This is a genomic window from Achromobacter sp. T5-5 (genome assembly GCF_055397965.1).
In genome coordinates this window covers 3505745-3527532 of record NZ_AP027919.1, presented here as the reverse complement: position 1 = coordinate 3527532, position 21788 = coordinate 3505745, and the positions used below count along the sequence as shown (strand labels likewise).

Sequence of the window (21788 nt, the reverse complement as noted above, 5' to 3'; positions counted from 1 at the left end):
CAGCGGATAAGGCCGCCTATTCCGGGAAGAATGCGTAGCGGATGACGAACAGCACCGCCACGAGCCACGTGGCCGGGTGCACGTCGCGCATCTTGCCGGTGGCGGTCTTGAGCACCACGTAGCTGATGAAGCCGAACGCGATGCCGTTGGCGATCGAGTACGTGAACGGCATGACCAGCGCGGTCAACGCGGCCGGCGTGGCTTCGCAGACGTCGTTCCAGTCGATGTCGATGAGCTCGCGCATCATCAGCCCGGCGACGTAGAGCAGGGCGGGTGCGGTGGCATAGGCCGGGACGGCGCCCGCGAGCGGCGAAATGAACAGGGCGGCCAGGAACAGCAGGCCCACGACCAGCGCGGTCATGCCCGTGCGGCCGCCGGCCTGCACGCCGGATGCGCTTTCGACGTAGGCCGTGGTGCTGCTGGTGCCCAGCATGGAGCCCGCGACGATGGCGGTGCTGTCGGCAAAGAGCGCGCGGCCCAGGCGGTTGGGACGATCTTCGGGAACCAGCCCGGCGCGCTTGGCCACGCCCACCAGCGTGCCGGTGGCGTCGAACACTTCGACCAGGACGAAAACCAGGATCACGTGCACGAAGCCCGTGTGCAGCGCGCCCAGGATGTCCAGCTTGAACAGCGTGGGCGACAGGCTGGGCGGCGCCGAAAAGATGCCCTTGAATTCGTTGTAGCCCAGCACCATGGACAGCACCGTGACGACGATGATGCCGATCAGGATGGCGCCGCGCACCCGCAGCGCGTCCAGCGACGCGATCACGAAGAAGCCCAATATGGCGAAGAGCGGGCCATGCGAGGTCAGGTTGCCCAGCGTGACCTTGGTGACCGGATGCGCGACCACGATGCCGGCGCTGGATAGCGCGATAATGGCCAGGAACAGCCCGATGCCGGCCGCGATGGCGCTGCGCAGCGAATGCGGAATCCCCTTGACCAGCCAGACCCGGATGCCGGATATGGTCAGGAACAGGAAGATGATGCCCGAAATGAACACGGCGCCCAGCGCCTGCTCCCAGGTGTAGCCCATGGTCTTGACCACGGTGAAGGCGAAAAAGGCGTTCAGGCCCATGCCGGGCGCCATGCCGATCGGCCAGTTCGCGATGAACGCCATCACCAGCGAGCCCAGCGCGGCGGCCAGGCAGGTGGCGACGAACACCGCGTCGCGGTCCATCCCCGTCGAGGACAGGATGTCCGGATTGACGAAGATGATGTACGACATCGTCAGGAATGTCGTCAGGCCCGCCACGATTTCCGTTCTTGCGGTCGTGCCGTGCTCACGCAGCTTGAAAAGCTTCTCCAGCATTCGAGTCCCCAGGGTTTTTGCAGGATTTTAAGATTGTGTCGGGCGTGGCCGGACACCGCGCCCCGTTCATGAACAGGCGTATTTTCGCATCAGTTGTAAACTCTGCCGCCATGATTATTCTCGGCTTTGAAAGCTCCTGCGACGAAACCGGCGTCGCAGCCGTCTGCACGGAACGCGGCCTGCTCGCGCACGCGTTGCACACCCAGATCGCCATGCACCAGGAATACGGGGGCGTGGTGCCGGAACTCGCCTCGCGCGACCACATACGCCGCGTCGTGCCGTTGACTCGCCAGGTGCTGCAAGAGGCGGGCATCCAGATGTCCGACATCGGCGCGGTCGCCTACACGGCGGGGCCTGGCCTGGCCGGCGCGCTGCTCGTGGGCGCGAGCGTGGCGCAGTCGTTTGCCTGGTCCCGCGGCCTGCCGGCCATCGGCATCCATCACCTCGAAGGCCATCTGCTGTCGCCGATGCTGGCCGATCCGCGGCCTGAGTTTCCCTTCATCGCCTTGCTCGTCTCGGGCGGGCATACCCAGCTCATGCGCGTGGACGGCGTGGGCCGCTACGAATTGCTGGGCGAGACGCTGGACGACGCCGCGGGCGAAGCCTTCGACAAGTCCGCCAAGCTGATGGGCCTCGGCTATCCGGGCGGACCGGCGCTGTCCCGGCTGGCCGCCAGCGGCGACGCCTCGCGCTTCGATCTGCCGCGCCCCATGTTGCACAGTGGAGACCTGGATTTCAGCTTCAGCGGCCTGAAGACGGCCGTGCTGACGCGCGTCAAGGCGGCCGAACGCGATGGCGGCCTGGACGAGCAGACCCGCGCCGATCTGGCCGCCGCCACGCAGGCGGCCATCGTGGAAGTGCTGGCGGCCAAGGCCATCCGCGCGTTGAAGCAGACAGGCTTGCGCCGGCTGGTCGTCGCGGGCGGGGTGGGGGCCAACCAGCTCCTGCGCGCCAAGCTCGACGCCGCGCTCAGGCCCCTGAAGGCGCGCGCATACTTTCCGCCGCTGGAACTCTGCACGGACAACGGGGCGATGATTGCGTTTGCGGCCGCCGAACGGGTCAAGGCGGGATTGGCGACGCTGGACGCCAGCGCGCACAGCTTCACCGTGAAGCCGCGCTGGGACCTGGCCGATATCGCCTGAAACGACGCGGGCGGCCAGGGCCGCCCGCAAAACCCGGCATCAGGCCTGGATTTACTTCTTCTTGCTGCCGAGACGGCTTTCGGTGCCCTGGATCAGGCGGGCGATGTTGGCGCGGTGGCGGTAGAAAAGCAGCACGCCGATGATCGCCAGCGCCACGCCCAGCGCGGGCTGCGCCTGCCAGGCCAGGCCCGATCCAAACACGTAATAAACCGGCGCAAAGAACGCGGCCACCAGCGCAGCCAGCGACGAATAGCGGAAGAAAATGGCGATGATCAGCCACGTGGCGGCGGTGGCGACGGCAAGCCACGGCTGGATCGCCACCAGCACCCCCAGCGCGGTGGCCACGCCCTTGCCGCCCTTGAAGCCCAGGAACACGGGGTACAGGTGGCCGATGAAGACGGCCAGCGCCACGCAGGCCAGTGCGACGGGGCCGATGCCCGGCGCCAGCCGTTCGGCCAGCCAGATCGCGAACCATCCCTTGGCTGCGTCGCCCAGCAGCGTCAGCGCGGCGGCGGTCTTGTTGCCGGTGCGCAGGACATTGGTGGCGCCGGGGTTCTTGGAACCGTAGCTGCGGGGGTCCTGCAGGCCCATGACCTTGCTGACCACCACGGCGAACGGCACGGAGCCGATCAGGTAGGCCAGCACGACGAGCGCGACGGAAAACGCCAGGGAGGGTTCGGTTATCGCCATGGAAAGGGAGTCCGTTGTTGTAGTAATGGCTGCGGATTCTACCGCGCCCGGGCAGGCGCGGGGTTCGGGTTATCGAGCGGGCGCCGCGAATCCGGGACGCGTCGCCGGGCAGCCGCGACGGGTCGGCGGACGGTACAATCCGCAACGTCACCCGCGTTTTATTTTCTTTCGGATGCACAATGCGAATTCTGGTTTCGAACGACGATGGTTACTCGGCCCCCGGGCTTGAGGCGCTGGTAGCGGCGCTGGAAGGCCTGGGCGACCTGACCGTCGTCGCGCCCGAAACCAACCACAGCGGCGCCTCCAACTCGCTCACGCTGAACCGGCCGCTGTCGGTGCGGACCGCCTCCAACGGCTTCATCGCGGTCAACGGCACGCCGTCGGATTGCGTGCACGTCGCGCTCACCGGCCTGATGGACGCGCGCCCCGACCTGGTCGTGTCGGGCATCAACAATGGCGCCAACATGGGCGACGACACCCTGTATTCGGGCACCGTCGCCGCCGCCAGCGAAGGCTATCTGTTCGGCATTCCCGCCATTGCCTTCTCGCTGGCCGAAAAGGGCTGGGAACACATCGACTCCGCCGCGCGCGCGGCGCGCAAGGTGGTCGAGCGCCATCTGGCCCAGCCGCTCGCGGCGCCGGTGCTGCTCAACGTCAACATCCCCAACCGCCGTTTCGAAGACATGCACGGGTTTGCGGTCACGCGCCTGGGCAAGCGGCATCCGTCGCAGCCGGTCGTGCGCACCACCACGCCCTACGGCGACACGGTCTACTGGATCGGACCGGTGGGCCTGGCCGCGGACGCCACGCCCGGCACGGACTTCCATGCGGTCGAGCAGGGCATCGTGTCGGTCACGCCGCTGCGCCTGGACCTGACCCAGCACAGCCAGCTTGACGAGATCCGCACCTGGGCGGAGCCGCTATGCGCAAACGGATAAGCCAGCCGGACCTCACGCCGGGCGCCGCCGGCCGCGCCAGCCCGGCGCGCCCCGACTCCGGACGCCTCGGACCGGGCTATACGCCGGCCAACAGCAACACCCGCATTTCCGCCGCCACCTTGCAGCGGCAATCGCAGGCGCCGCTGCCGCAGGCGGGCAGCAACCTGGGCCTGAACTCCGAACGCTTGCGCCAGGCCATGGTGCAGCGCTTGAGGACGCAGGGCATTACCGACGAGCGCGTCCTGAACGCCATGGCCGCGGTGCCGCGGCACCTATTCGTGGACGAGGCCCTGGCCAGCCGCGCCTATGAAGATGCCGCGTTGCCCATCGGCCATTCGCAGACTATTTCACAGCCGTGGGTCGTGGCGCGTATGATCGCGGCTGCCTGCGAAGACCGCGCACCCACGCGGGTGCTCGAGGTCGGCGCGGGCTGCGGGTACCAGGCCGCGGTGCTTGCCCAGTTCGTGCGCGATGTCCACACCATCGAACGCATACGTGGACTGTACGAGCTTGCGCGCGAGCATTTGCGCGCCTTGCGGCTGACCACCCGGATCCGGCTGATCTATGGCGACGGCACCTTGGGGCTGCCCGGCGTGGCGCCGTTCGATGCTATTGTTGTGGCTGCCGCTGGTCTGGCCATCCCGCAAGCGCTGCTTACGCAGCTTGCGCCGGGCGGTCGCCTGATCGCTCCGGAAGGGGGCTCCAACCAGCGCCTGGTTCTTATCGAACGCACAGGCGCGGCCAGCTGGAAACGTACTGAACTAGAGGCCGTGCGCTTTGTGCCGCTACGGTCCGGAATACAATCTTGAGCGACAGGAGAAACGTATGCTCAACGGGCAGTTGCAACTGACCGATATGAATAGGGGCGCGTCTTTGACGCGCCTGCGCCGCCCGCTCTTCGCAGTGGGGGTCCTCAGCCTCGCCATCCTGGCCGGCTGCGCATCCAAAGGTACCCGTGCCCCGGTGGTCGACATGACCGGCGGGCAACCCGCGCCGACGGCCACGTCAGGCAGCTATGTGGTCAAGCCGGGCGACACACTCTACAAGATCGCCCGCGCCAACAACGTCGACATCGAAAACATCAAGCGCTGGAACAACATCAGCGACCCCAACCAGATCTCGGTGGGGCAGGTGCTGCGCATGTCGGCAGGCGCAGGCGGCGGCGCGCAAACCGCGCCGGTCTCGGGGGCCAAGCCGCAGCCCCGTCCGCTGGACCAGCCCGAAACCCCCGCGGCAAGCACGCCGGAGCCCGAGGCCACGCCCACGCCGGCGCCGGCTCCCGTGGACACCAAGCCGGCCACGCGCGCGGCTGACGCGGGCGTCATCAACTGGGCCTGGCCGGCCAGCGGCCAGATCGTGCAGGGGTTCAACACCAGCAGCAAGGGCATCGACATTGCCGGCGCGCTGGGCGACCCGATCACCGCCGCGGCCGACGGCCTGGTCAAGTACAGCGGCAACGGCGTGCGCGGGCTGGGCAACCTCATCATCGTCGAGCACCAGAACGGCTTCATCACCGCCTATGCGCACAATCGCGCGCTGCTCGTGAAGACGGGCCAGACGGTCAAGCGCGGCGCCAAGATCGCCGAACTCGGCCAGAGCGACACCACGTCGCCGCGCCTGCATTTCGAGATCCGTCGCCAGGGCACGCCCGTCGACCCGATGCAGTACCTGCCGCCCAAATGACGCCCACCCTGGTATTCGACCTCGAAACCATCCCCGATGCCGATGGGCTGCGCAAGCTCAATGGCTGGGGCGCCGACGTGCCCGACCAGGAAGTCGTCGAACGCGCGCTCACCGCGCGGCGTGAGGCCGTGGGTCACGACTTCCTGCCCCTGCACCTGCACAAGGTCGCGGTGGTGGGGTGCGTGTTCCGCGACGACCAGGGCTTTCGCGTCAAGACGCTGGGCCAGCCGGACGATCCCGAAGCGGCCTTGCTCGCGGGTTTCTTCAAGACCATCGAACGCTACACCCCGCGGCTCGTGAGCTGGAATGGCTCGGGCTTCGACCTGCCGGTGCTGCATTACCGCAGCCTGATCCAGGGCGTGCCCGCGCCGCGGTATTGGGACATGGGCGAAGAAGACCGCGACTTCAAGTTCAACAACTACATCTCGCGCTACCACACGCGCCACGTCGACCTCATGGACGTGCTGGCCAAGTACAACGGCCGCGCCAATGCGCCGCTCGATGAACTGGCCAAGCTCTGCGGCTTTCCGGGCAAGCTGGGCATGGACGGCAGCAAGGTCTGGGAGGCCTGGAGCAGCGGCCGCGCCGACGAGGTGCGGGCGTATTGCGAGACCGACGTGGTCAATACGTGGCTGGTGTATTGCCGCTTTCGCTTTCTGCGGGGTGAACTTGACCGCGCGGCTTACGAGGCCGAGGTCGCGCTGGTGCGCGATACCCTCGGCGCCAGCGACGCGCCGCACTGGAAGGAATACATGGCGGCCTGGGACGCGGGCTAGCCGCGACGCCTGCCGCATCGGATGCGCTTGCGTCGCGACGCAAGCCGCAAGACGGACGGGGCCTGCAGGGCCCCGTTCTTGCGTCGGCAGGTAAGCAATCGACTGAAACAAGACGGGCGCGCGCGAAACCTGGATGAAACCAGCGGGATCGCACAATGGCCTCGCTTTCTTCACTTTCAGGAGACACACATGTCCCGATTCGCTATCCGCTCCAATCTGGTTGCCCTTGCAATCGTCGCCGCTTCCAGCGGTTTCGCGGCCGGCACCGCGATGGCTGCGCCGCCGCCTCCCGCCGATGGCGGTCCGGCCGCCATGCACGAAGGTCACCGCGGCGGCGGTTTCCACAAGGGCATGCGCGACGGCCTCTTCATCCCCGGCCTGGGCCCCGTGTCCAAGGCCCAGGTCGCCGAACTGAAGCTCGACGCCAAGCAGGAAGCCCTGTTCAAGACCGCCCAGGAAAGCCAGCGCAGCCTGCACGAAGCGATGCGCGCCGCCGGCGGCAAGCGCCACGATCTGCTGAAGGCGCAACTGGACAGCGGCAAGCTGGATCCCCGCGCCCTGATCGAGCAATCCGAAAAGCGCCGCGACCAGTTCGGCGATCAGGCCAAGCAGGTGCGAGACCAATGGCTGGCCGTCTGGGACAGCCTGAACGAGACCCAGCGGGGCCAGGTCACCAAGATCGTCAAGGAACGCGAAGCCCGCATGGCCGAGCGTCACGCCAAGATGGAAGGTCGTCATGGCAAGGGCCGCGCCGGCATGCCGCCGCCTCCGCCCGCCGGCGACGTGCCCCCGCCGCCGCCGCCTCAGGCCAACTAAGCCTGCCATCCCCGGCTTGACCCCACGGCCCGGCCCCTGCCGCAGGGCGGGGGCAAGCCCCGCCGGCTGCTTCAAACCCCGGACGCCCCGCGCGTGCCGGGGTTTTGTTCGTGTAGGTGGACGCGTCGCTCCCCGTTATGACGCATGCGCCGCCAACGCGCCCCAAAGCGGGGCACCAAACTGGTGCGTCAGGCCCGCCGCCGCGCGCCGGCCATGCGTTTGTGTGCATGGCCAGACCTGGCATGGACATTGCTTCATGGAATTTGAGCCGGCAATACCCTTGCAGCAGGGCCGGTCAGCCGGATGCGCCATGCGCTGTCCGCTTTCTCGTAAATCCGATCAGGACTTCCGCACCATGAAGAAGACGTTGCTAGCCTTGCCCTTCGCGCTTGCCGTTTGCTTTGCAGGTCTGGCGCAGGCCGAACCCACCGATCTCGGAGGCGGCTTTTCACTCAGCGGTAACGCAACCATAGTCAGCGACTACCGGTTTCGGGGCTACTCCCAGACCGATTTTCGTCCCGCCGTGCAGTTGGGCTTTGACCTGAACCATAGTTCGGGCTTCTATCTGGGCAACTGGAACTCCAACGTCTCCAGCTTCGTCTTCACCGACGGCAACCTGGAAATGGACTTCTACGGCGGCTGGAAGGGCGACGTCGGCGGCGGCTTCACGCTGGATGCGGGCGTGCTGCATTACTACTATCCCGGCTCCAGTTCGCCCAAAGGCGGCAACTACAACAACACCGACCTGTACCTGGGTGCGTCCTACGGCAACTACAGCCTCAAGTACTCGTACACGCCCAGCGACTTCTTCAGCACGCCGGACAGCAAGGGCACGTGGTACCTGGACGGCACGGCTACCTTCGACCTGGGCGAAGGCTGGGGCCTGGTGGGTCATCTGGGCTACCAGAAGCTCAAGAACCAGACCAACATGGACGGGGATTCCATCGGCCACTATGTCGACTACAAGGTCGGCGTGACCAAGGACCTGAAGGGGTGGATCCTGGGGCTGGCGGCGGTCGGCGCCACCAAGGACAACTGGCTGCCCACCAAATACGGCCACCCGTCGGGCCGCATCGGCGCCGTCTTCTCGGTGGCGCGTTCATTCTGAAATCCGTGGCGGCGCCCTGAACAGCGCCGGCTTTTGGGGTTTGCGGGATTCCGCCCGGCCAGGGCGGCGTCCGGCAAGCCCCTTTTTTTACGTTCCGGCCCCATCGGATCCATTTCCGGGAATGCGCGAAGTCCTTTTACAATCACGGGTTGCGTGCAATTCTGGACTGCGTGAGATGTCTGACGTTTTGAGTATCGAATCCCTGGACCTGGAAGCCAGGGGGATCGCCCGCCGCGACGGGAAAGTCATTTTCGTGGAAGGCGCCTTGCCCGGCGAGCGGGTCACCGCGGTGACGCTGCGCCGTAAGCCTTCCTATGAAACCGCGCGCGTGGACGAGGTGCTGCGTCCCTCGTCGCAACGCGTCCGGCCGCGCTGTCCGCATTTCGGCGTCTGTGGGGGCTGTGCCATGCAGCACCTGGAGCCCACCACGCAGGTGGCCATCAAGCAGCGCGCGCTGGAAGACACGTTCTGGCATGTGGGCAAGCTGCGCCCGGCGCTGATCCTGGCGCCGCTGCAGGGCCCGACCTGGGGCTACCGCTACCGGGCGCGCCTGTCCGTGCGCGTGGTGCCCAAGAAGGGCGGCGTGCTCGTCGGGTTCCATGAACGCAAGAGCAGCTACGTGGCCGACATGCGCGAATGCCATGTGCTGCCGCGTCACGTCAGCGACCTGCTGATCCCGCTGCGCGAGATGATCTCGTCGATGTCCGCGCCGGACCGCATGCCGCAGATCGAAGTGGCGCTCGGCGAAGGCGTGACCGCGCTCGTGCTGCGCCATCTGTTGCCCCTGACCGACGGCGACATCGCCATCCTGCGCGCCTTCGCGGCCCGGCACGACGTGCAATGGTGGCTGCAGCCCAAGGGCCCGGACACGGTGCACGCCCTGGAGCGCGAGCATAACGACGCGCTGTCCTACACCATGCCGGAATTCGGCCTGCGGATGCCGTACCGGCCCACCGATTTCACGCAGGTGAACCACGCCATCAACCGCGCGATGGTGTCGCGCGCGCTCAAGCTGCTGGACGTTCAGCCCACCGACCGCGTGGCCGATCTGTTCTGCGGGCTGGGCAATTTCACCTTGCCCCTGGCGACCCAGGCCCGCGAAGCCGTGGGCGTCGAAGGCAGCAAGGCGCTGACCGACCGCGCCTTTGACGCGGCCTCGCGCCATGGCCTGGGCGACCGCACCCGCTTTGCCACCCTGAACCTCTTCGAGGTCGACGTGACCTGGCTGCGCAGCCTGGGCTACTTCGACCGCATGCTCATCGATCCGCCGCGCGAAGGCGCCCATGCGGTGTCGCAGGCCTTGTCGGAACTGTCGTACGAAGAGCGTCCCCGCCGCATCGTCTACGTGTCCTGTAATCCGGCCACCCTGGCGCGCGACGCGGCCATTCTCGTCCACGAAGGCGGCTACGTGCTCAAGGCCGCTGGCGTGATCAACATGTTCCCGCATACGGGGCATGTGGAATCGATCGCCGTGTTCGAATCGCTCGATGCGCAAGGCGTGATTGACGCGAAGGAACGGGCCCGCCAGCGCGCGGTGCAGGCAGCCGCCGACGCCTTGGCGGCGGAAGAGGCCCGCCTGGCTGCCGCCGCCGAAAAGGCGGCCGCCAAACAGGCCGCCACCGAAGCCTACGAGGCCCGGGTCGCCGCCGAGGCGCAGAGCGGACAGTAAACCTGCCCGCCCCGTCGGGATCGGTCCGCGGGGCAAAGCCGGAAAGGGCGGCGGGCGCCGCATTCCGGCCCACGCACCGGTCCGCGCCGCGCTGGGCCGGGCGCCATGCTCAAGGGGCGCAGCCCAGGTTCTCCAGGATGGGGCAATCGGGCCGGTCGTCGCCATGGCAGTGCTGCGCCAGGTGCTTGAGCGTGGCGGCCATGTCGCGCAGCGCCTCGGCCTTGCGCTCCAGTTCCTGGACATGTTCCAGCGCGATGCGCTTGACGTCCGCGCTGGCGCGGCTGCGATCCTTCCACAGCGCCAGCAGCTCGTTCATCTGCTCCACGGAAAACCCCAGGTCGCGCGCGCGGCGCACAAAGCGCAGCGTATGCAGGTCCTGGTCGCTATAGACGCGGTAACCCGAGTCGGTGCGCACGGCCGGCCCGATCAGTCCGATGCTTTCGTAATAGCGGATCATCTTGGCCGAAATGCCAGACTGCCTGGCGGCTTGTCCGATGTTCATGCCGGGCTCCCATGGGGTCGGAATGTCTTCAGGCGCAGCGCGTTGCCCAGCACGAAGACGCTGGACAGGGCCATGGCGCCTGCCGCAAAGATGGGCGAGAGCGACAGGCCGAACGCCGGATACAGCGCGCCCGCGGCCAGCGGAATCAGCGCCGCGTTGTAGGCGAACGCCCAGAACAGGTTCTGCCGGATGTTGGCCAGCGTGGCCCGGCTGAGCGCGATGGCGTTGGGCACCCCGTGCAGATCGTCGGACATCAGCACGACGGATGCCGCCTCGATGGCCACGTCCGTGCCGGTGCCGATGGCGATGCCCGTGTCGGCCGCTGCCAGCGCGGGCGCGTCGTTGATGCCGTCGCCCACGAAAGCCACCTTGCGGCCGCCTTCGCGCAGCGTGGCGATGGCCTGCACCTTGCCGTCGGGCAACACCTCTGCGCGCACTTCGTCGATACCCAGCTGGCGCGCGACGGCCTGCGCGGTGTGCCGGTTGTCGCCCGTGATCATGGCCGTCTTCAGGCCTTGGGCATGGAGCGCGGCGATCGCGGACACGGCAGACGGCTTGACCGGGTCCGTCACGGCCATCATGGCGGCCGCGCGGCCGTCGACGGCCACATAGATCGGCGTCTTGCCATCGGCGCCCCAGTCGGCGGCACGCGCGCCGAACGCGCCGACGTCGACGCCGCGCTCGGCCATCAGGCGGGCGGCGCCGGCCAGCACCTGGCGGCCGTCAACCGTGGCTTGGACCCCGGCGCCGGTGATGGCGGCAAAGCCATCGGTCGCCAGCAATTCGATCTTGCGTTCGGCCGCCGCGGCCACGATGGCCAGCGCAATGGGATGCTCGGAGCGCGCCTGCACCGAGGCGACCCACTGCAGCACCTGCTGCGCGTCATGGCCGGGTGCGGGTTCCAGTTCGGTCATGGTCGGCTTGCCCAGCGTCAGCGTGCCGGTCTTGTCGAAGGCCACCACGTCCACGTCGCGCAGCGTCTGCAGCGCGTCGCCCTGGCGGAACAGCACGCCCATCTCGGCGGCCCGTCCGGTGCCCACCATGATGGACGTGGGCGTCGCCAGCCCCATGGCGCACGGGCAGGCAATGATCAGCACCGCCACCGCATGGACCAGCGCCTGCGACAGCGCGGGTTGGGGCCCCAGGAAGAACCACACCAGGAAGGTGAGCAGGGCGGCCGCCATCACGGCCGGCACGAACCAGGCGGTCACCTGGTCCACCATCGCCTGGATCGGCAGGCGGGCGCCCTGGGCCGCTTCCACCATGCGGATGATCCGGGCCAGCATGGTGTCCGCCCCGGTGTGCGTGACGCGCAGCGTGAAGCTGCCCGAGGTGTTCAGCGTGCCGCCGGTGGCTTGCATCCCCGGCTGCTTTTCCACCGGCACGGGCTCGCCCGTCAGCATGGATTCGTCGACGTAGGAGCTGCCTTCGATGATGTCGCCGTCCAGCGGGATTTTCTCGCCGGGGCGCACCATGACGATGTCGCCGGTGCGCACGCGTTCGATCTCGACGTCCTGCGCCTGGCCATCGCGCACCACACGCGCCGTGCGCGGCTGCAATCCGATCAGCCGCTTGATGGCCGCGCCCGTCTTGCCCTTGGCCCGCGCTTCCAGCATGCGGCCCAGCAGGATCAGCGTCACGATGACCGCGGCGGCCTCGAAATAGACGTTGCGCGCGGCGTCCGGCAGCCAGCCCGGCGCGAACGTCGCCACCACCGAATAACCCCAGGCCGCGCCGGCGCCCAGCGCCACCAGCGAATTCATTTCCGGCGCGCGGCGCCACAGCGCCTCAAAGCCCTTGGTGAAGAACTGCCGGCCCGGCCATGCCAGCACGGCGGTGGTCAGCGCGAATTGCAGCAGCCAGCTGTTCTGCCTGCCGATCGTGTCCAGCACCCAGTGGTGCATGGCCGGGATCAGGTGCGATCCCATTTCCAGGGCGAATACCGGTAGCGTGAGCAGCAGCGCGGCGATGAAGGCGTGCTGCAGCCGCTGCGCCTCGGCGTCGCGCGCCTGCGACTGCCGCTCGGCATGGTCGTCCTGGGCCGCGATGGGATGCGCCTCGTAGCCCATCTTGCCCACCGCGGCGACCAGCGCCTGCGGCTGGGCGGCGGCCGGGTCGAAGGACACCAGGGCGCGTTCGGTCGCGAGGTTGACTTGCGCCCGCGCGACGCCCGGGACATTGGTCAGGGCCTTTTCCACGCGCTTGACGCAGGATGCGCAGGTCATCCCTTCGATGGCGAGTTCCAGTTCGGAAAAAGAGGAGGGAGGGGCAACGCTCATGGCAGTCTCTGTCTGGATGGGAACACCCAGTTTCATCCTTCCCATCGTGGGAAGGTCAAGCGTCATTCTAGACTTGACCTTCCCACGATAGGAAGGTCTAAGCTGCCGGTGCGGTGGCTGAGCCAGTCCACCCTCAATCCTTTGGAGAAAAACATGAGCATCGCGTTCCAAGTCCCCGACATGACCTGCGGCCACTGTGTGAAGACCATCACCGGGGCCGTCAACCAGGCCGTTCCGGGCGCCGTCGTGGCCGTCGACCTGCCCACGCACCGGGTGACGGTGACGGGCACGGACCAGGCCGACAAGGTGGAAGCCGCCATCCGGGAGGCGGGCTACGAGCCGGCGCGGGTCTGACGCAGCATCCCCCTGGGGCGAGGTTGTGATAGTTTCGGTCTTTAAGGCTGTGAATATTCGATTGCCTGAAACTATCGATCAATTGAATTTATTAAATTGGTTTAATTGATAGCTGGGATTTATGATTCTGTTCATGGCGGGTCGTCAATCCGCCACCCCAAGCCACCAAGGAGAAATTCGAATGCTGCAAAACCGCGAAGGCCAACGTGTTCCCAACGTAACGTTCCCCGTCCGCGAGGACAACACGTGGAAGAAGGTCACGACCGACGACCTGTTCAAGAACAAGACGGTCGTGGTCTTCTCGCTTCCCGGCGCCTTCACGCCGACCTGCTCGTCGACCCACCTGCCGCGCTACAACGAACTGGCCCCGGCGTTCTTTGCCGCCGGCGTGGACAGCATCGTGTGCGTCTCGGTCAACGACACCTTCGTCATGAACGAATGGGCCAAGGACCAGGAATCGGCCAACATCACGCTGCTGCCGGACGGCAACGGCGCCTTCACCGAAGGCATGGGCATGCTGGTCGACAAGAGCGACCTGGGCTTTGGCAAGCGTAGCTGGCGCTACTCGATGCTGGTCAAGGACGGCGTGGTCCAGAAGATGTTCATCGAGCCCGAAAAGGAAGGCGACCCGTTCGAAGTGTCGGACGCCGACACCATGCTGGCCCACGTCGCGCCGTCGGCCAAGAAGCCCGACCAGGTCGTGGTGTTCTCCAAGCCGGGCTGCCCGTTCTGCGTCGAGGCCAAGGCGCTGCTGGACAGCAAGGGCTACGCCCCGATCGAGATCCCGCTTGAAAACAAGGTCCGCGGCCGCGTGATCGGCGCGGTGTCCGGCAAGGGCACGGCTCCCCAGGTGTTCATCAACGGCGCCCTCATCGGCGGCCTGGAAGACCTGAAGGCGCACTTCGCCTGATCGGCGGACGCATGACCGGGCAGGGGACGCGATCCCCGTCCGGCCAGCCCGGTGCCGCGCGACGTTGGTCGTCGCGCGGCACCGGCGCCACCAGCCATCCTGAACATCACGCTACACCGGGGGATCTCCAACCATGAAAACTCTGCATACCGATATTGCTGTCATCGGCGCCGGCACCGCAGGCCTGGCCGCCTACCGCGCGGCCAAAGCGGCGGGCAAGCGCGCGCTGCTCATCGAAGGCGGGCCCTATGGCACTACCTGCGCCCGTGTGGGCTGCATGCCCTCGAAGCTGCTGATCGCGGCCGCCGAGGCCGCGCATGCCGCCGCGCACACGGAGGCATTCGGCGTGCATATCGGCGGCGAAGTCACGGTTGACGGCGCCCTGGTGATGGACCGCGTCAAGCGCGAACGCGACCGCTTTGTGGGGTTCGTGGTCGACGGCGTGGAGAGCATCCCGGCGCAAGACAAGCTGCGCGGCTACGCCAGGTTCGTGTCGGACACCGTGCTGCGCGTGGATGACCACACCGAAATCCATGCGTCGCGCGTGGTGATCGCTACGGGCTCGCGCCCGTCCGTTCCGCAGCCGTTGCGCGAGCTGGGCGACCGCCTCGTCGTAAATGATGACGTGTTCGAGTGGGACGATCTGCCGAACCGCGTCGCGGTCTTCGGGCCGGGCGTGATTGGGCTGGAACTGGGCCAGGCCCTGGCTCGCCTGGGCGTGGAAGTGCGCGTCTTCGGCATGAGCGGCAGCCTGGGCGGCATCAGCGACCCGCAGGTGCGCCAGACCGCGCGCAAGATCTTCCAGCGCGAGTTCTACCTGGACACGGACGCCCGCGTGCTGGAAACCTCCCGCGTCGGCGACGAAGTGCAGGTGCGCTATGTGGCGCTGGACAACACCGAGCGCACGGAACGTTTCGACTACGCGCTGGTCGCCACGGGCCGCCGTCCGAACGTGGACGGCCTGGGACTGGAAAACACGTCGCTCACGCTGAACGCCCAGGGCGTGCCGGTGTTCGACCGCCTGACCATGCAGGCCGGCGACGCGCCCATTTTCATTGCGGGCGACGCCAATGCCGACGCGCCGCTGCTGCACGAGGCGGCCGACGAAGGCCGGATCGCGGGCGAAAACGCGGCGCGTTTCCCCGAAATGCGCCAGGGCTTGCGCCGTGCGCCGCTGGGCGTGGTGTTCTCGGATCCGCAGATCGCGCTGGTGGGGGCGGGGCACGCGAAACTCGTGCCCGGCACCTTCGTCACGGGGGCCGTTGACTTCAGCGACCAGGGACGCTCGCGCGTCATGCTGAAGAACCGCGGCATGCTGCATGTGTATGCGGATATCGAGACCGGCCGCTTCCTTGGCGCCGAAATGATCGGTCCGAGTGCCGAACACATCGGCCATCTGCTGGCGTGGGCCGTCCAGCAGGAACTCACGGTGGCGCGCATGCTGGAAATGCCGTTCTACCATCCCGTGATCGAGGAAGGCCTGCGCACCGCGTTGCGCGACGCGGCATCGAAGCTGGCCCAGGCGCAGGACGCGCTGCGCCAGGCCGACGTCGAAACAGTCTGAAGGCGGCGCAATGCGGCAGGGGCCGCGCCTACCAGGCGCGGCCCCTGCCGTTTGCATGCTTGCCGCGCCCCGGGGGCGCGGCGCCGCCTCAGTCGTCCGAGTGCTTCTTGGCGACCGGGAACGGATTCTCGCGGTATTGCAGCGTGAAGCCCGCCCGCTCGTCCTGCCCCAGTTCGCGCGCCAGATAGGGCATGGCCTGCTTGAGCGCGTCGTGCAGCGTCCAGGGCGGATTGATGAGGAACATGCCGCTGCCGTGCAGGCCGTAACCGTCAATGGTGGCCTTCTTGACCGTCAGCGTCGCGTGCAGCCAGCTCTTGACCTTCAGGTTCTCGAAATGGCGCGCCATTTCGCTGGCCTCGCGGCGTTGCACCAGCGGATACCAGATGGCGTAGGTGCCCGTGGCAAAGCGCTTGATGCACTCTTTCACGGTGAGCAGGGTGCGGCGATAGTCGTGCTTGTCCTCGTACGAGGGGTCGATCAGCACCAGGCCGCGGCGCGTAGGCGGCGGCAGCAGCGCCTTGACGCCCTCGAAGCCGTCGTCGCCGTAGATCGTGGTTTGGCGCTGCGCGGCGCGGCCCTGGTGTTCCAGGTTGCCGACCAGCGTGTCGATCTCGGTGGGGTGCATCTCGAACAGCCGCAGGCGGTCGGACGGGCGCAGCGCGTCCAGCGCCAGCCAGGGCGATCCGGGATAGCGCCGCAGCCGGCCGTTGGTGTTGTAGCTGCGGATGCGGGCGACGTAATCGGCCAGGATGGGCGGCAGGTCCTGCGCTTCCCACAGCCGGCCGATGCCGTCGGCGAATTCCGAGGTCTTGGCCGCCCAGTCGCTGTCCAGGCTGTACAGGCCGGCGCCCGCATGCGTGTCGATGACCCAGTAGGGGGCGTCTTTCTTGTTGAAGTAGTCCAGGGTGTGGACCAGGATGGCGTGCTTGAGCACGTCGGCGTGGTTGCCGGCGTGGAAGGCGTGGCGGTAGCTGAACACGGGCGGTCTGCCTCAGGCGGCCGGCCGGATGGCGGCCAGCTCGTCGGTGAAAATGCCGTCGATGCCCCAGTCGAGCAGCAGGCGCGCGCGTTCGGGGTCATTGACGGTCCAGGCCGCGATTCGGTAGCCGGCGGCATGCACGGCGTCGATCAGTTCGCGGGTGGCGTCCTTCTGGTTGATGTTCAGGGCCACGCAGTCATATTTGGCGAGGCGTTCGCGCCAGTCGGCCGGCACCTTTTCCACCAGCAGGGCGCGCGGTAGCTCGGGCGCCGCGTCGCGGGCCGCCGCCAGGGCGTCTTCGGCAAACGAAGACAACAGGGGCGCGGTGTCCGCGCCTTGCCACAGCTCGCGGGCGGCCAGGGCGACGGCGCGTCCGGTCTCGGCCTCGCGGCCAGGGCAGGGCTTGATCTCGACATTGCTGGCGATGCCGTTGGCCACCGTATACCGCGCGACGGCGGCCAGGGTGGGCAGCGGCTCGCCGGCGTAGGCGGCCGAATGCCAACTGCCGAAGTCAAGCTGGGCAAGCTCGGCGTAGGTCTTGGCCGCGGCGGGCCCCTTGCCGTTGGAGGTGCGGTCGACGTCGTCGTCGTGCATCAGGACCAGCACGTTGTCGCGGCTCAGCTTCACGTCGTATTCGAACATCGTGAAGCCATGTTCTGCGCCGACGCGCATGGCGGCCAGCGTGTTCTCCGGCGCCAGACGGCCGCCGCCGCGGTGCGCGATGTAACGGGAATAGGGCCAGGAGGGAAGATTTGCGGTCATTTGGGTGCTGCGGTTGGATTCTTCTGGAACAGCTTGCAAGGATACCTTGTCTTCGCGGGTGTCACCTGCGCCCCGCGCCCGGCGGGGCCCTGGAACCCGGGCGAAACGGGCCGCGCCGGGCCGCGCATCTCAACAAAGCGGCCGTTTGGGGCCGTTTGCCTCCGTAATGAATGAGAAATGCTAAAATCCGCCCGCTGATTCCGGTATAGCCGGTATGGGAATAGGGCGAATCGACTTCGCCTTTTTTTATGCGTTTTTGTGCGGCCCCCGGGCGTCTACCCTCGGAGCGCGGCAACAGGGATTCCATGTTCGAATTTATTCGCAGCCATCGGCGCTGGATGCAGTTCATCCTGCTGATTCTGATTGTGCCGTCCTTCTTCCTGGTCGGGATTCAAGGCTATGACAGCTTCATGCGCCAGGAGCCCGAGTTGGCCACCGTCGCGGGCCAGCCGATTTCCCGCGCCGAGTTCGACCAGGCGCACCGCAACCAGCTCGAGCAGTTCCGCCAGCGCCTGGGCGCGCAGTTCGACCCGGCAGTGATCGACACGCCGGCGCTGCGCGAAAGCCTGCTGAACCAGCTGATCAACCAGCGCCTGTTGGCCAATGTGGCCGCCGACAACCGTTTCTCGGTGTCGGACGAGACGCTGCGCAACACCATCGCCGCCATCCCCGAAGTCCAGGACAACGGCCGCTTCTCGCCCGAGCGCTACCGCCAGGTGCTGGCGGCCCAGGGCATGTCGCCGACCTCGTTCGAAGCCGGCCTGCGCCGTGATCTGGCGATTGCGCGCGTGCTCGAACCCGTGGGCCAGTCGGCCCGCGCGCCCGCCGAAGTCGTGTCCGCCCTGGAGGCGGCGCTGACGCAGACCCGCACGGTCCAGTTGCGCAGCTTCTCGGCGGCGGACTACCGCTCGCAGGTCAGCGTGACGCCGGCCGACATCCAGGCCTGGTACGACGCCAACAAGCAGCAATTGCAGGTGCCCGAGCAGGTGCAGGTCCAGTACATCGTGCTGGACGAAGCCGCCGCCACGCAGGGCGTGCAGGTCAAGGACGAGGACCTGGCTGCCTACTACGAACAGAACAAGAGCCGCTTTGGCCAGCCGGAACGCCGCCGCGCCAGCCACATCTTCATCGAACTGCCGTCCGGCGCTTCGGAAGAGGCCCGCAAGGCCGCGCGCGCCAAGGCGGAAGACATCGCCAAGCAGGCCGCCGCCGATCCCGCCAAGTTCGCTGAACTGGCGGCCAAGAATTCGCAGGACTCGGGCTCGGCCGCCAAGGGCGGCGACCTGGGCTGGATCGCCCCGGGCGCGCAGGCTGGCGCGCTGGACAAGGCCATCTTCGGCCTGGGCCTGAATCAGGTGTCCGGCGTGGTCGAAAGCCCGTTCGGCCTGCACATCCTCAAGGTCACCGAGATCAGTCCCGCCGCCATCAAGCCGCTGGCCGAGGTCAAGGACCAGATCACCGCCGAAGTCCGCAAGCAGATCGCCGCGGAGCGCTTCTCCGAAATGGCCAGCCAGTTGAACAAGCAGGTCTACGACCAGCGCGACAGCCTGCAGCCGGCCGCCGATGCCGTCGGCCTGAAACTGCGCACCGCTTCCGGCGTCACGCGTGAAGGTCTGCTGCCCGCCGACAAGGCAGGCCCCGGTTCGGCTGCCGACAGTCCGGACGCCGCGCTGCTGGACAACCCGCGCGTGCGCCAGGTGCTGTTTTCGCCTGACGTCCTGCGTGAAAAGCAGAACTCCGGCGTGATCGAACTGGCGCCCGACACGATGCTGGCCGTGCGTGTGGCCGCGGTCGAGCCCGCGCACGTGCCGCCGCTGGACAAGGTCAGCGAAGTCATCCGTGGCAAGCTGCTCGATGAGCGCTCGGCCGAAGCCGCCCGCAAGGCTGGCGAAGCGGCCCTGGCGGCCGACAAGGCCAACCCGGCTGCCGCGCCCGAAGGCTTCGGCCCCGCCATCACCGTGTCGCGCCAGGATCCGAAGGACCTGTCGCGCCCGGTGCTGGATGCCGTGATGCGCCTGCCGTCGTCCACGCTGCCGGCCTACGCGGGCGTGCAGTCCGGCGTCGATTACACGCTGGTGCGCCTGGAAAAGGTGGAGGCCGGCAACGCCGACGCCGCCGGCAAGGAGCGCCTGGCGCAGCAATTGTCGGGCGCCTGGGGCCAGGCCGAGACCGAGGCCATGATCCGCATGCTGCGCGAGCAGTACAAGGTCAATGTGCTGCCGTCCGCCGCCGAGGTCATCCGCGGCGATCAGGCCCAGGCCGCGGGCTGACCGCCCCGGCGCAGGTTCAGTTCAACAGGGGCCGCAGCGCCGGCCACACGTTGTCCAGCAGTTGAGGTTGGGCATCCTCGTTCGGATGGATGCCGTCAGCTTGGAACATCGCCCGGTTCGTTGCAATACCTTCCATCAGGAAGGGCACGAGCCGGGCTTTTTCGTCTTTGGCGACCTTGGAAAACACGGCCGCGAAGCGCTGCGCGTAATCCCGGCCGTAATTGGGCGGGATCTGCATGCCGACGATCAGCACGTCGGCATCCGCCTTGCGGGCCGCCTGGGCCATGGTGCGCAGATTCTGCTCGGTCATGTTCAGGGGCAGGCCGCGCAGGGCGTCATTGGCGCCCAGCTCCAGCACCACCACGGCCGGCGCATGCTGGCGCAGCAGGGCAGGCAGGCGCGCAACGCCGCCGCTGGTCGTGTCGCCGCTGATGCTGGCGTTGACGACCTGGAACTTCGGGTATTGTTCGGAGATCCTCGCCGACAGCAAGGGCACCCAGCCGGTGCCGCGCTTGATGCCGTATTCGGCGGACAGGCTGTCGCCCACCACCAGCACGGTGCGCGGGGCGGAACCCTGGGCTGCCGCGGCGGTCTGAGCGAGGGCGGGCGTCGCCGAGGCGGTCGCGAAGGCAGTCACAAGAAGCAGACGGGAAAATAGGCGCATGGATAGCAATAACTCGATCGTGGTGAAAGGGCTGGGCAAGCGGGTGGCCGATGCCGGCGGGACGCTCTCTATCCTGGAAGGCATTGATTTTACGGTCGCCGCGGGCAGCGCCGTGGCCATCACGGGCAGCTCCGGCTCGGGCAAGTCCACCTTGCTGGGACTCCTGGCCGGCCTGGATGTTCCCAGCATGGGCAGCGTACACCTGGCGGGGCAGGACCTGTTCGCGCTAGACGAGGACGGCCGTGCGCGCCTGCGAGCCAATCATGTCGGTTTCGTGTTCCAGTCGTTCCAGCTCCTGCCCAACCTGACGGCGCTGGAAAACGTGATGCTGCCGCTGGAGCTGGCCGGCCAGGCGGCGCGCGAGGCCGCGCAGGCCATGCTTGAGCGGGTCGGGCTGGGTGCGCGCCTGCACCACTATCCGCGCACCCTGTCGGGCGGCGAGCAGCAGCGCGTGTCGCTGGCCCGGGCCTTCGTGGTGCAGCCCGATCTGTTGTTCGCGGACGAGCCCACCGGCAGCCTGGACGCCGCCACGGGCGTGACGGTCATCGACCTGATGTTCGACCTGCACCGCGAACACGGCACCACGCTGGTGCTGGTGACCCACGATGCTCAACTGGCCGCGCGCTGCGGACGGCAACTCGTGCTGGCCGCGGGCCGCATGGTTCAGGGCGCCTGACGCCATTCTTGCGCCGCGCTCGCGGCGCTTTTTGTCTTGCGAAGGCCTTGTCGCGCGTCAGTGCGGCAGGCCCGCGTCCTCAAAAAATCATATCTGCAATCTGCGTTTGCAGTTCGACCTGCAATGTTGCGCCTGTGCAGCGTCAATCGAAAAATTATTAAAAAATCGAATTGCTGCGTAAAAACAACCGGAGTAGGCTCTTTTCAACGACGAAGTTGGCATTGAATACCCGCGCAGATGCGGCAGGTCGGATGGATTACTTGGTGCGGCCTTAGCTTTTGCGCAAAAGCGCCGTAATAGGAATGAAGAATGCAGTGCCGTTCTTGTTCTTACCCACGCCAAGGAGTTGCCATGTCTATACGTTCGTCAATCCATGCATCCTTGTTTGTTGCTTTGCTGGCCCCGGCGGTCGCCAGCGCGGACGGCGGAGTCATCCGCTTCGTCGGTGCAGTCGTAGAACCCAGTAGTTGCATGCCCCGCGTGACGCACGCCAATCCTGCCGCGCGTCCCACGGTCGCCTGCGCCCCGGTCCGCGGCCAAGGCACGTTCGATCCGGCGCTACGCGTCAAGACGAGTGTGGTGCAGGTGCCTGCGGAAGGCCCTCAGGCAGCGCGCGCCGCGTCCAAACGGTACGTGGTCACGTTGGAATACATCTGACCGAGGCGGCGCCCCGGCTGGCCGGGGCAGCCAGGCACGC

The 21788-nt window shown here is 67.3% G+C and carries 21 protein-coding genes; 14 read left to right on the top strand and 7 right to left on the bottom strand.

The features are described 5' to 3' along the window. Positions 1 to 16: 16 nt before the first annotated feature. Positions 17 to 1309, bottom strand: a complete 1293-nt coding sequence (locus ACZ50Q_RS16000; RefSeq protein ID WP_076521072.1) for an NCS2 family permease — start codon at positions 1307 to 1309, stop codon at positions 17 to 19. Between the two features lie 110 nt (positions 1310 to 1419). On the opposite strand from ACZ50Q_RS16000, the gene tsaD reads away from it, so the two are divergent. Next, entirely contained in the window at positions 1420 to 2451 is a 1032-nt protein-coding gene (gene tsaD, locus ACZ50Q_RS15995) for a tRNA (adenosine(37)-N6)-threonylcarbamoyltransferase complex transferase subunit TsaD (protein WP_464078942.1), read from the top strand. Between the two features lie 51 nt (positions 2452 to 2502). Here tsaD and plsY read toward each other — a convergent pair whose 3' ends face one another. Further along, on the bottom strand, positions 2503 to 3141 hold the full coding sequence (gene plsY, locus ACZ50Q_RS15990) for a glycerol-3-phosphate 1-O-acyltransferase PlsY (RefSeq protein WP_092575555.1): 639 nt from the start codon (positions 3139 to 3141) through the stop codon (positions 2503 to 2505). 179 nt (positions 3142 to 3320) lie between these two features. Here plsY and surE point away from each other — a divergent pair, with 179 nt between their 5' ends. The 7 genes from surE (at position 3321) to rlmD (ending at position 10131) form a co-directional block, all read left to right on the top strand. Next, positions 3321 to 4079, top strand: a complete 759-nt coding sequence (gene surE, locus ACZ50Q_RS15985; RefSeq protein WP_076521069.1) for a 5'/3'-nucleotidase SurE — start codon at positions 3321 to 3323, stop codon at positions 4077 to 4079. Continuing rightward, positions 4064 to 4888: a protein-L-isoaspartate(D-aspartate) O-methyltransferase gene (locus tag ACZ50Q_RS15980; protein ID WP_175493059.1), complete on the top strand. Its 825-nt coding sequence runs from the start codon at positions 4064 to 4066 to the stop codon at positions 4886 to 4888. Before surE ends, ACZ50Q_RS15980 begins: the two co-directional genes overlap by 16 nt. A 16-nt stretch (positions 4889 to 4904) precedes the next feature. Then, positions 4905 to 5762: a peptidoglycan DD-metalloendopeptidase family protein gene (locus ACZ50Q_RS15975; RefSeq protein WP_464078941.1), complete on the top strand. Its 858-nt coding sequence runs from the start codon at positions 4905 to 4907 to the stop codon at positions 5760 to 5762. Next, on the top strand, positions 5759 to 6538 hold the full coding sequence (locus ACZ50Q_RS15970; protein ID WP_464078940.1) for a 3'-5' exonuclease: 780 nt from the start codon (positions 5759 to 5761) through the stop codon (positions 6536 to 6538). The genes ACZ50Q_RS15975 and ACZ50Q_RS15970 overlap by 4 nt, the downstream gene beginning before the upstream one ends. Positions 6539 to 6727: 189 nt before the next feature. Beyond that, on the top strand, positions 6728 to 7354 hold the full coding sequence (locus tag ACZ50Q_RS15965) for a hypothetical protein (protein ID WP_464078939.1): 627 nt from the start codon (positions 6728 to 6730) through the stop codon (positions 7352 to 7354). A 355-nt stretch (positions 7355 to 7709) separates the two neighbouring features. Next, a complete protein-coding gene (locus ACZ50Q_RS15960) occupies positions 7710 to 8462 on the top strand; it encodes a TorF family putative porin (RefSeq protein ID WP_092575567.1) in 753 nt (250 codons plus the stop codon). Between the two features lie 175 nt (positions 8463 to 8637). Continuing rightward, positions 8638 to 10131: a 23S rRNA (uracil(1939)-C(5))-methyltransferase RlmD gene (gene rlmD / locus ACZ50Q_RS15955; RefSeq protein WP_092575572.1), complete on the top strand. Its 1494-nt coding sequence runs from the start codon at positions 8638 to 8640 to the stop codon at positions 10129 to 10131. A gap of 109 nt (positions 10132 to 10240) precedes the next feature. Here rlmD and cueR read toward each other — a convergent pair whose 3' ends face one another. Beyond that, a complete protein-coding gene (gene cueR / locus ACZ50Q_RS15950; protein ID WP_076521062.1) occupies positions 10241 to 10633 on the bottom strand; it encodes a Cu(I)-responsive transcriptional regulator in 393 nt (130 codons plus the stop codon). Then, on the bottom strand, positions 10630 to 12912 hold the full coding sequence (locus ACZ50Q_RS15945) for a heavy metal translocating P-type ATPase (protein ID WP_464078938.1): 2283 nt from the start codon (positions 12910 to 12912) through the stop codon (positions 10630 to 10632). The genes cueR and ACZ50Q_RS15945 overlap by 4 nt, the downstream gene beginning before the upstream one ends. 153 nt (positions 12913 to 13065) lie before the next feature. Between ACZ50Q_RS15945 and ACZ50Q_RS15940 the strand changes: the two genes are divergently transcribed. From ACZ50Q_RS15940 to ACZ50Q_RS15930, 3 genes are all read left to right on the top strand, one after another. After that, the gene (locus ACZ50Q_RS15940; protein ID WP_076521060.1) at positions 13066 to 13266 is read left to right on the top strand and encodes a heavy-metal-associated domain-containing protein; all 201 of its coding nucleotides are present in this window, start codon (positions 13066 to 13068) and stop codon (positions 13264 to 13266) included. A gap of 181 nt (positions 13267 to 13447) precedes the next feature. After that, complete coding sequence (locus tag ACZ50Q_RS15935; protein ID WP_076521059.1) at positions 13448 to 14176, top strand: glutathione peroxidase; 729 nt, start codon at positions 13448 to 13450, stop codon at positions 14174 to 14176. Positions 14177 to 14309: 133 nt separating this feature from the next. Beyond that, positions 14310 to 15740: a dihydrolipoyl dehydrogenase gene (locus ACZ50Q_RS15930; RefSeq protein WP_464078937.1), complete on the top strand. Its 1431-nt coding sequence runs from the start codon at positions 14310 to 14312 to the stop codon at positions 15738 to 15740. 88 nt (positions 15741 to 15828) lie between these two features. Here the strand turns inward: ACZ50Q_RS15930 and ACZ50Q_RS15925 are convergent, their stop codons facing one another. Both ACZ50Q_RS15925 and ugpQ read right to left on the bottom strand, forming a co-directional pair. Continuing rightward, a complete protein-coding gene (locus ACZ50Q_RS15925) occupies positions 15829 to 16719 on the bottom strand; it encodes a 23S rRNA (adenine(2030)-N(6))-methyltransferase RlmJ (RefSeq protein ID WP_076521057.1) in 891 nt (296 codons plus the stop codon). A 12-nt stretch (positions 16720 to 16731) separates the two neighbouring features. Beyond that, on the bottom strand, positions 16732 to 17481 hold the full coding sequence (gene ugpQ / locus ACZ50Q_RS15920; RefSeq protein WP_092575588.1) for a glycerophosphodiester phosphodiesterase: 750 nt from the start codon (positions 17479 to 17481) through the stop codon (positions 16732 to 16734). 305 nt (positions 17482 to 17786) lie between these two features. On the opposite strand from ugpQ, the gene ACZ50Q_RS15915 reads away from it, so the two are divergent. Further along, complete coding sequence (locus tag ACZ50Q_RS15915; RefSeq protein ID WP_464078936.1) at positions 17787 to 19751, top strand: SurA N-terminal domain-containing protein; 1965 nt, start codon at positions 17787 to 17789, stop codon at positions 19749 to 19751. Positions 19752 to 19767: 16 nt separating this feature from the next. Here the strand turns inward: ACZ50Q_RS15915 and ACZ50Q_RS15910 are convergent, their stop codons facing one another. Then, the gene (locus tag ACZ50Q_RS15910) at positions 19768 to 20415 is read right to left on the bottom strand and encodes an arylesterase (RefSeq protein ID WP_464078935.1); all 648 of its coding nucleotides are present in this window, start codon (positions 20413 to 20415) and stop codon (positions 19768 to 19770) included. Between ACZ50Q_RS15910 and ACZ50Q_RS15905 the strand changes: the two genes are divergently transcribed. Both ACZ50Q_RS15905 and ACZ50Q_RS15900 read left to right on the top strand, forming a co-directional pair. Beyond that, complete coding sequence (locus ACZ50Q_RS15905) at positions 20414 to 21091, top strand: ABC transporter ATP-binding protein (RefSeq protein WP_076521053.1); 678 nt, start codon at positions 20414 to 20416, stop codon at positions 21089 to 21091. The two genes, ACZ50Q_RS15910 and ACZ50Q_RS15905, sit on opposite strands and share 2 nt — an antisense overlap. 351 nt (positions 21092 to 21442) lie before the next feature. Beyond that, positions 21443 to 21748, top strand: coding sequence for a hypothetical protein (locus ACZ50Q_RS15900; protein WP_464078934.1), 306 nt, complete (start codon positions 21443 to 21445; stop codon positions 21746 to 21748). Positions 21749 to 21788 lie beyond the last annotated feature (40 nt).

Coding starts and splice junctions, on each gene's coding strand:
- ACZ50Q_RS15915 (WP_464078936.1), top strand. CDS start 17,787: ATGTTCGAATTTATTCGCAGCCATCGGCGCTGGATGCAGTTCATCCTG.
- ugpQ (WP_092575588.1), bottom strand. CDS start 17,481: ATGACCGCAAATCTTCCCTCCTGGCCCTATTCCCGTTACATCGCGCAC.
- ACZ50Q_RS15975 (WP_464078941.1), top strand. CDS start 4,905: ATGCTCAACGGGCAGTTGCAACTGACCGATATGAATAGGGGCGCGTCT.
- ACZ50Q_RS16000 (WP_076521072.1), bottom strand. CDS start 1,309: ATGCTGGAGAAGCTTTTCAAGCTGCGTGAGCACGGCACGACCGCAAGA.
- ACZ50Q_RS15940 (WP_076521060.1), top strand. CDS start 13,066: ATGAGCATCGCGTTCCAAGTCCCCGACATGACCTGCGGCCACTGTGTG.
- rlmD (WP_092575572.1), top strand. CDS start 8,638: ATGTCTGACGTTTTGAGTATCGAATCCCTGGACCTGGAAGCCAGGGGG.
- plsY (WP_092575555.1), bottom strand. CDS start 3,141: ATGGCGATAACCGAACCCTCCCTGGCGTTTTCCGTCGCGCTCGTCGTG.
- cueR (WP_076521062.1), bottom strand. CDS start 10,633: ATGAACATCGGACAAGCCGCCAGGCAGTCTGGCATTTCGGCCAAGATG.
- surE (WP_076521069.1), top strand. CDS start 3,321: ATGCGAATTCTGGTTTCGAACGACGATGGTTACTCGGCCCCCGGGCTT.
- tsaD (WP_464078942.1), top strand. CDS start 1,420: ATGATTATTCTCGGCTTTGAAAGCTCCTGCGACGAAACCGGCGTCGCA.
- ACZ50Q_RS15945 (WP_464078938.1), bottom strand. CDS start 12,912: ATGAGCGTTGCCCCTCCCTCCTCTTTTTCCGAACTGGAACTCGCCATC.
- ACZ50Q_RS15900 (WP_464078934.1), top strand. CDS start 21,443: ATGTCTATACGTTCGTCAATCCATGCATCCTTGTTTGTTGCTTTGCTG.
- ACZ50Q_RS15980 (WP_175493059.1), top strand. CDS start 4,064: ATGCGCAAACGGATAAGCCAGCCGGACCTCACGCCGGGCGCCGCCGGC.
- ACZ50Q_RS15965 (WP_464078939.1), top strand. CDS start 6,728: ATGTCCCGATTCGCTATCCGCTCCAATCTGGTTGCCCTTGCAATCGTC.
- ACZ50Q_RS15970 (WP_464078940.1), top strand. CDS start 5,759: ATGACGCCCACCCTGGTATTCGACCTCGAAACCATCCCCGATGCCGAT.
- ACZ50Q_RS15930 (WP_464078937.1), top strand. CDS start 14,310: ATGAAAACTCTGCATACCGATATTGCTGTCATCGGCGCCGGCACCGCA.
- ACZ50Q_RS15935 (WP_076521059.1), top strand. CDS start 13,448: ATGCTGCAAAACCGCGAAGGCCAACGTGTTCCCAACGTAACGTTCCCC.
- ACZ50Q_RS15910 (WP_464078935.1), bottom strand. CDS start 20,415: ATGCGCCTATTTTCCCGTCTGCTTCTTGTGACTGCCTTCGCGACCGCC.
- ACZ50Q_RS15905 (WP_076521053.1), top strand. CDS start 20,414: ATGGATAGCAATAACTCGATCGTGGTGAAAGGGCTGGGCAAGCGGGTG.
- ACZ50Q_RS15960 (WP_092575567.1), top strand. CDS start 7,710: ATGAAGAAGACGTTGCTAGCCTTGCCCTTCGCGCTTGCCGTTTGCTTT.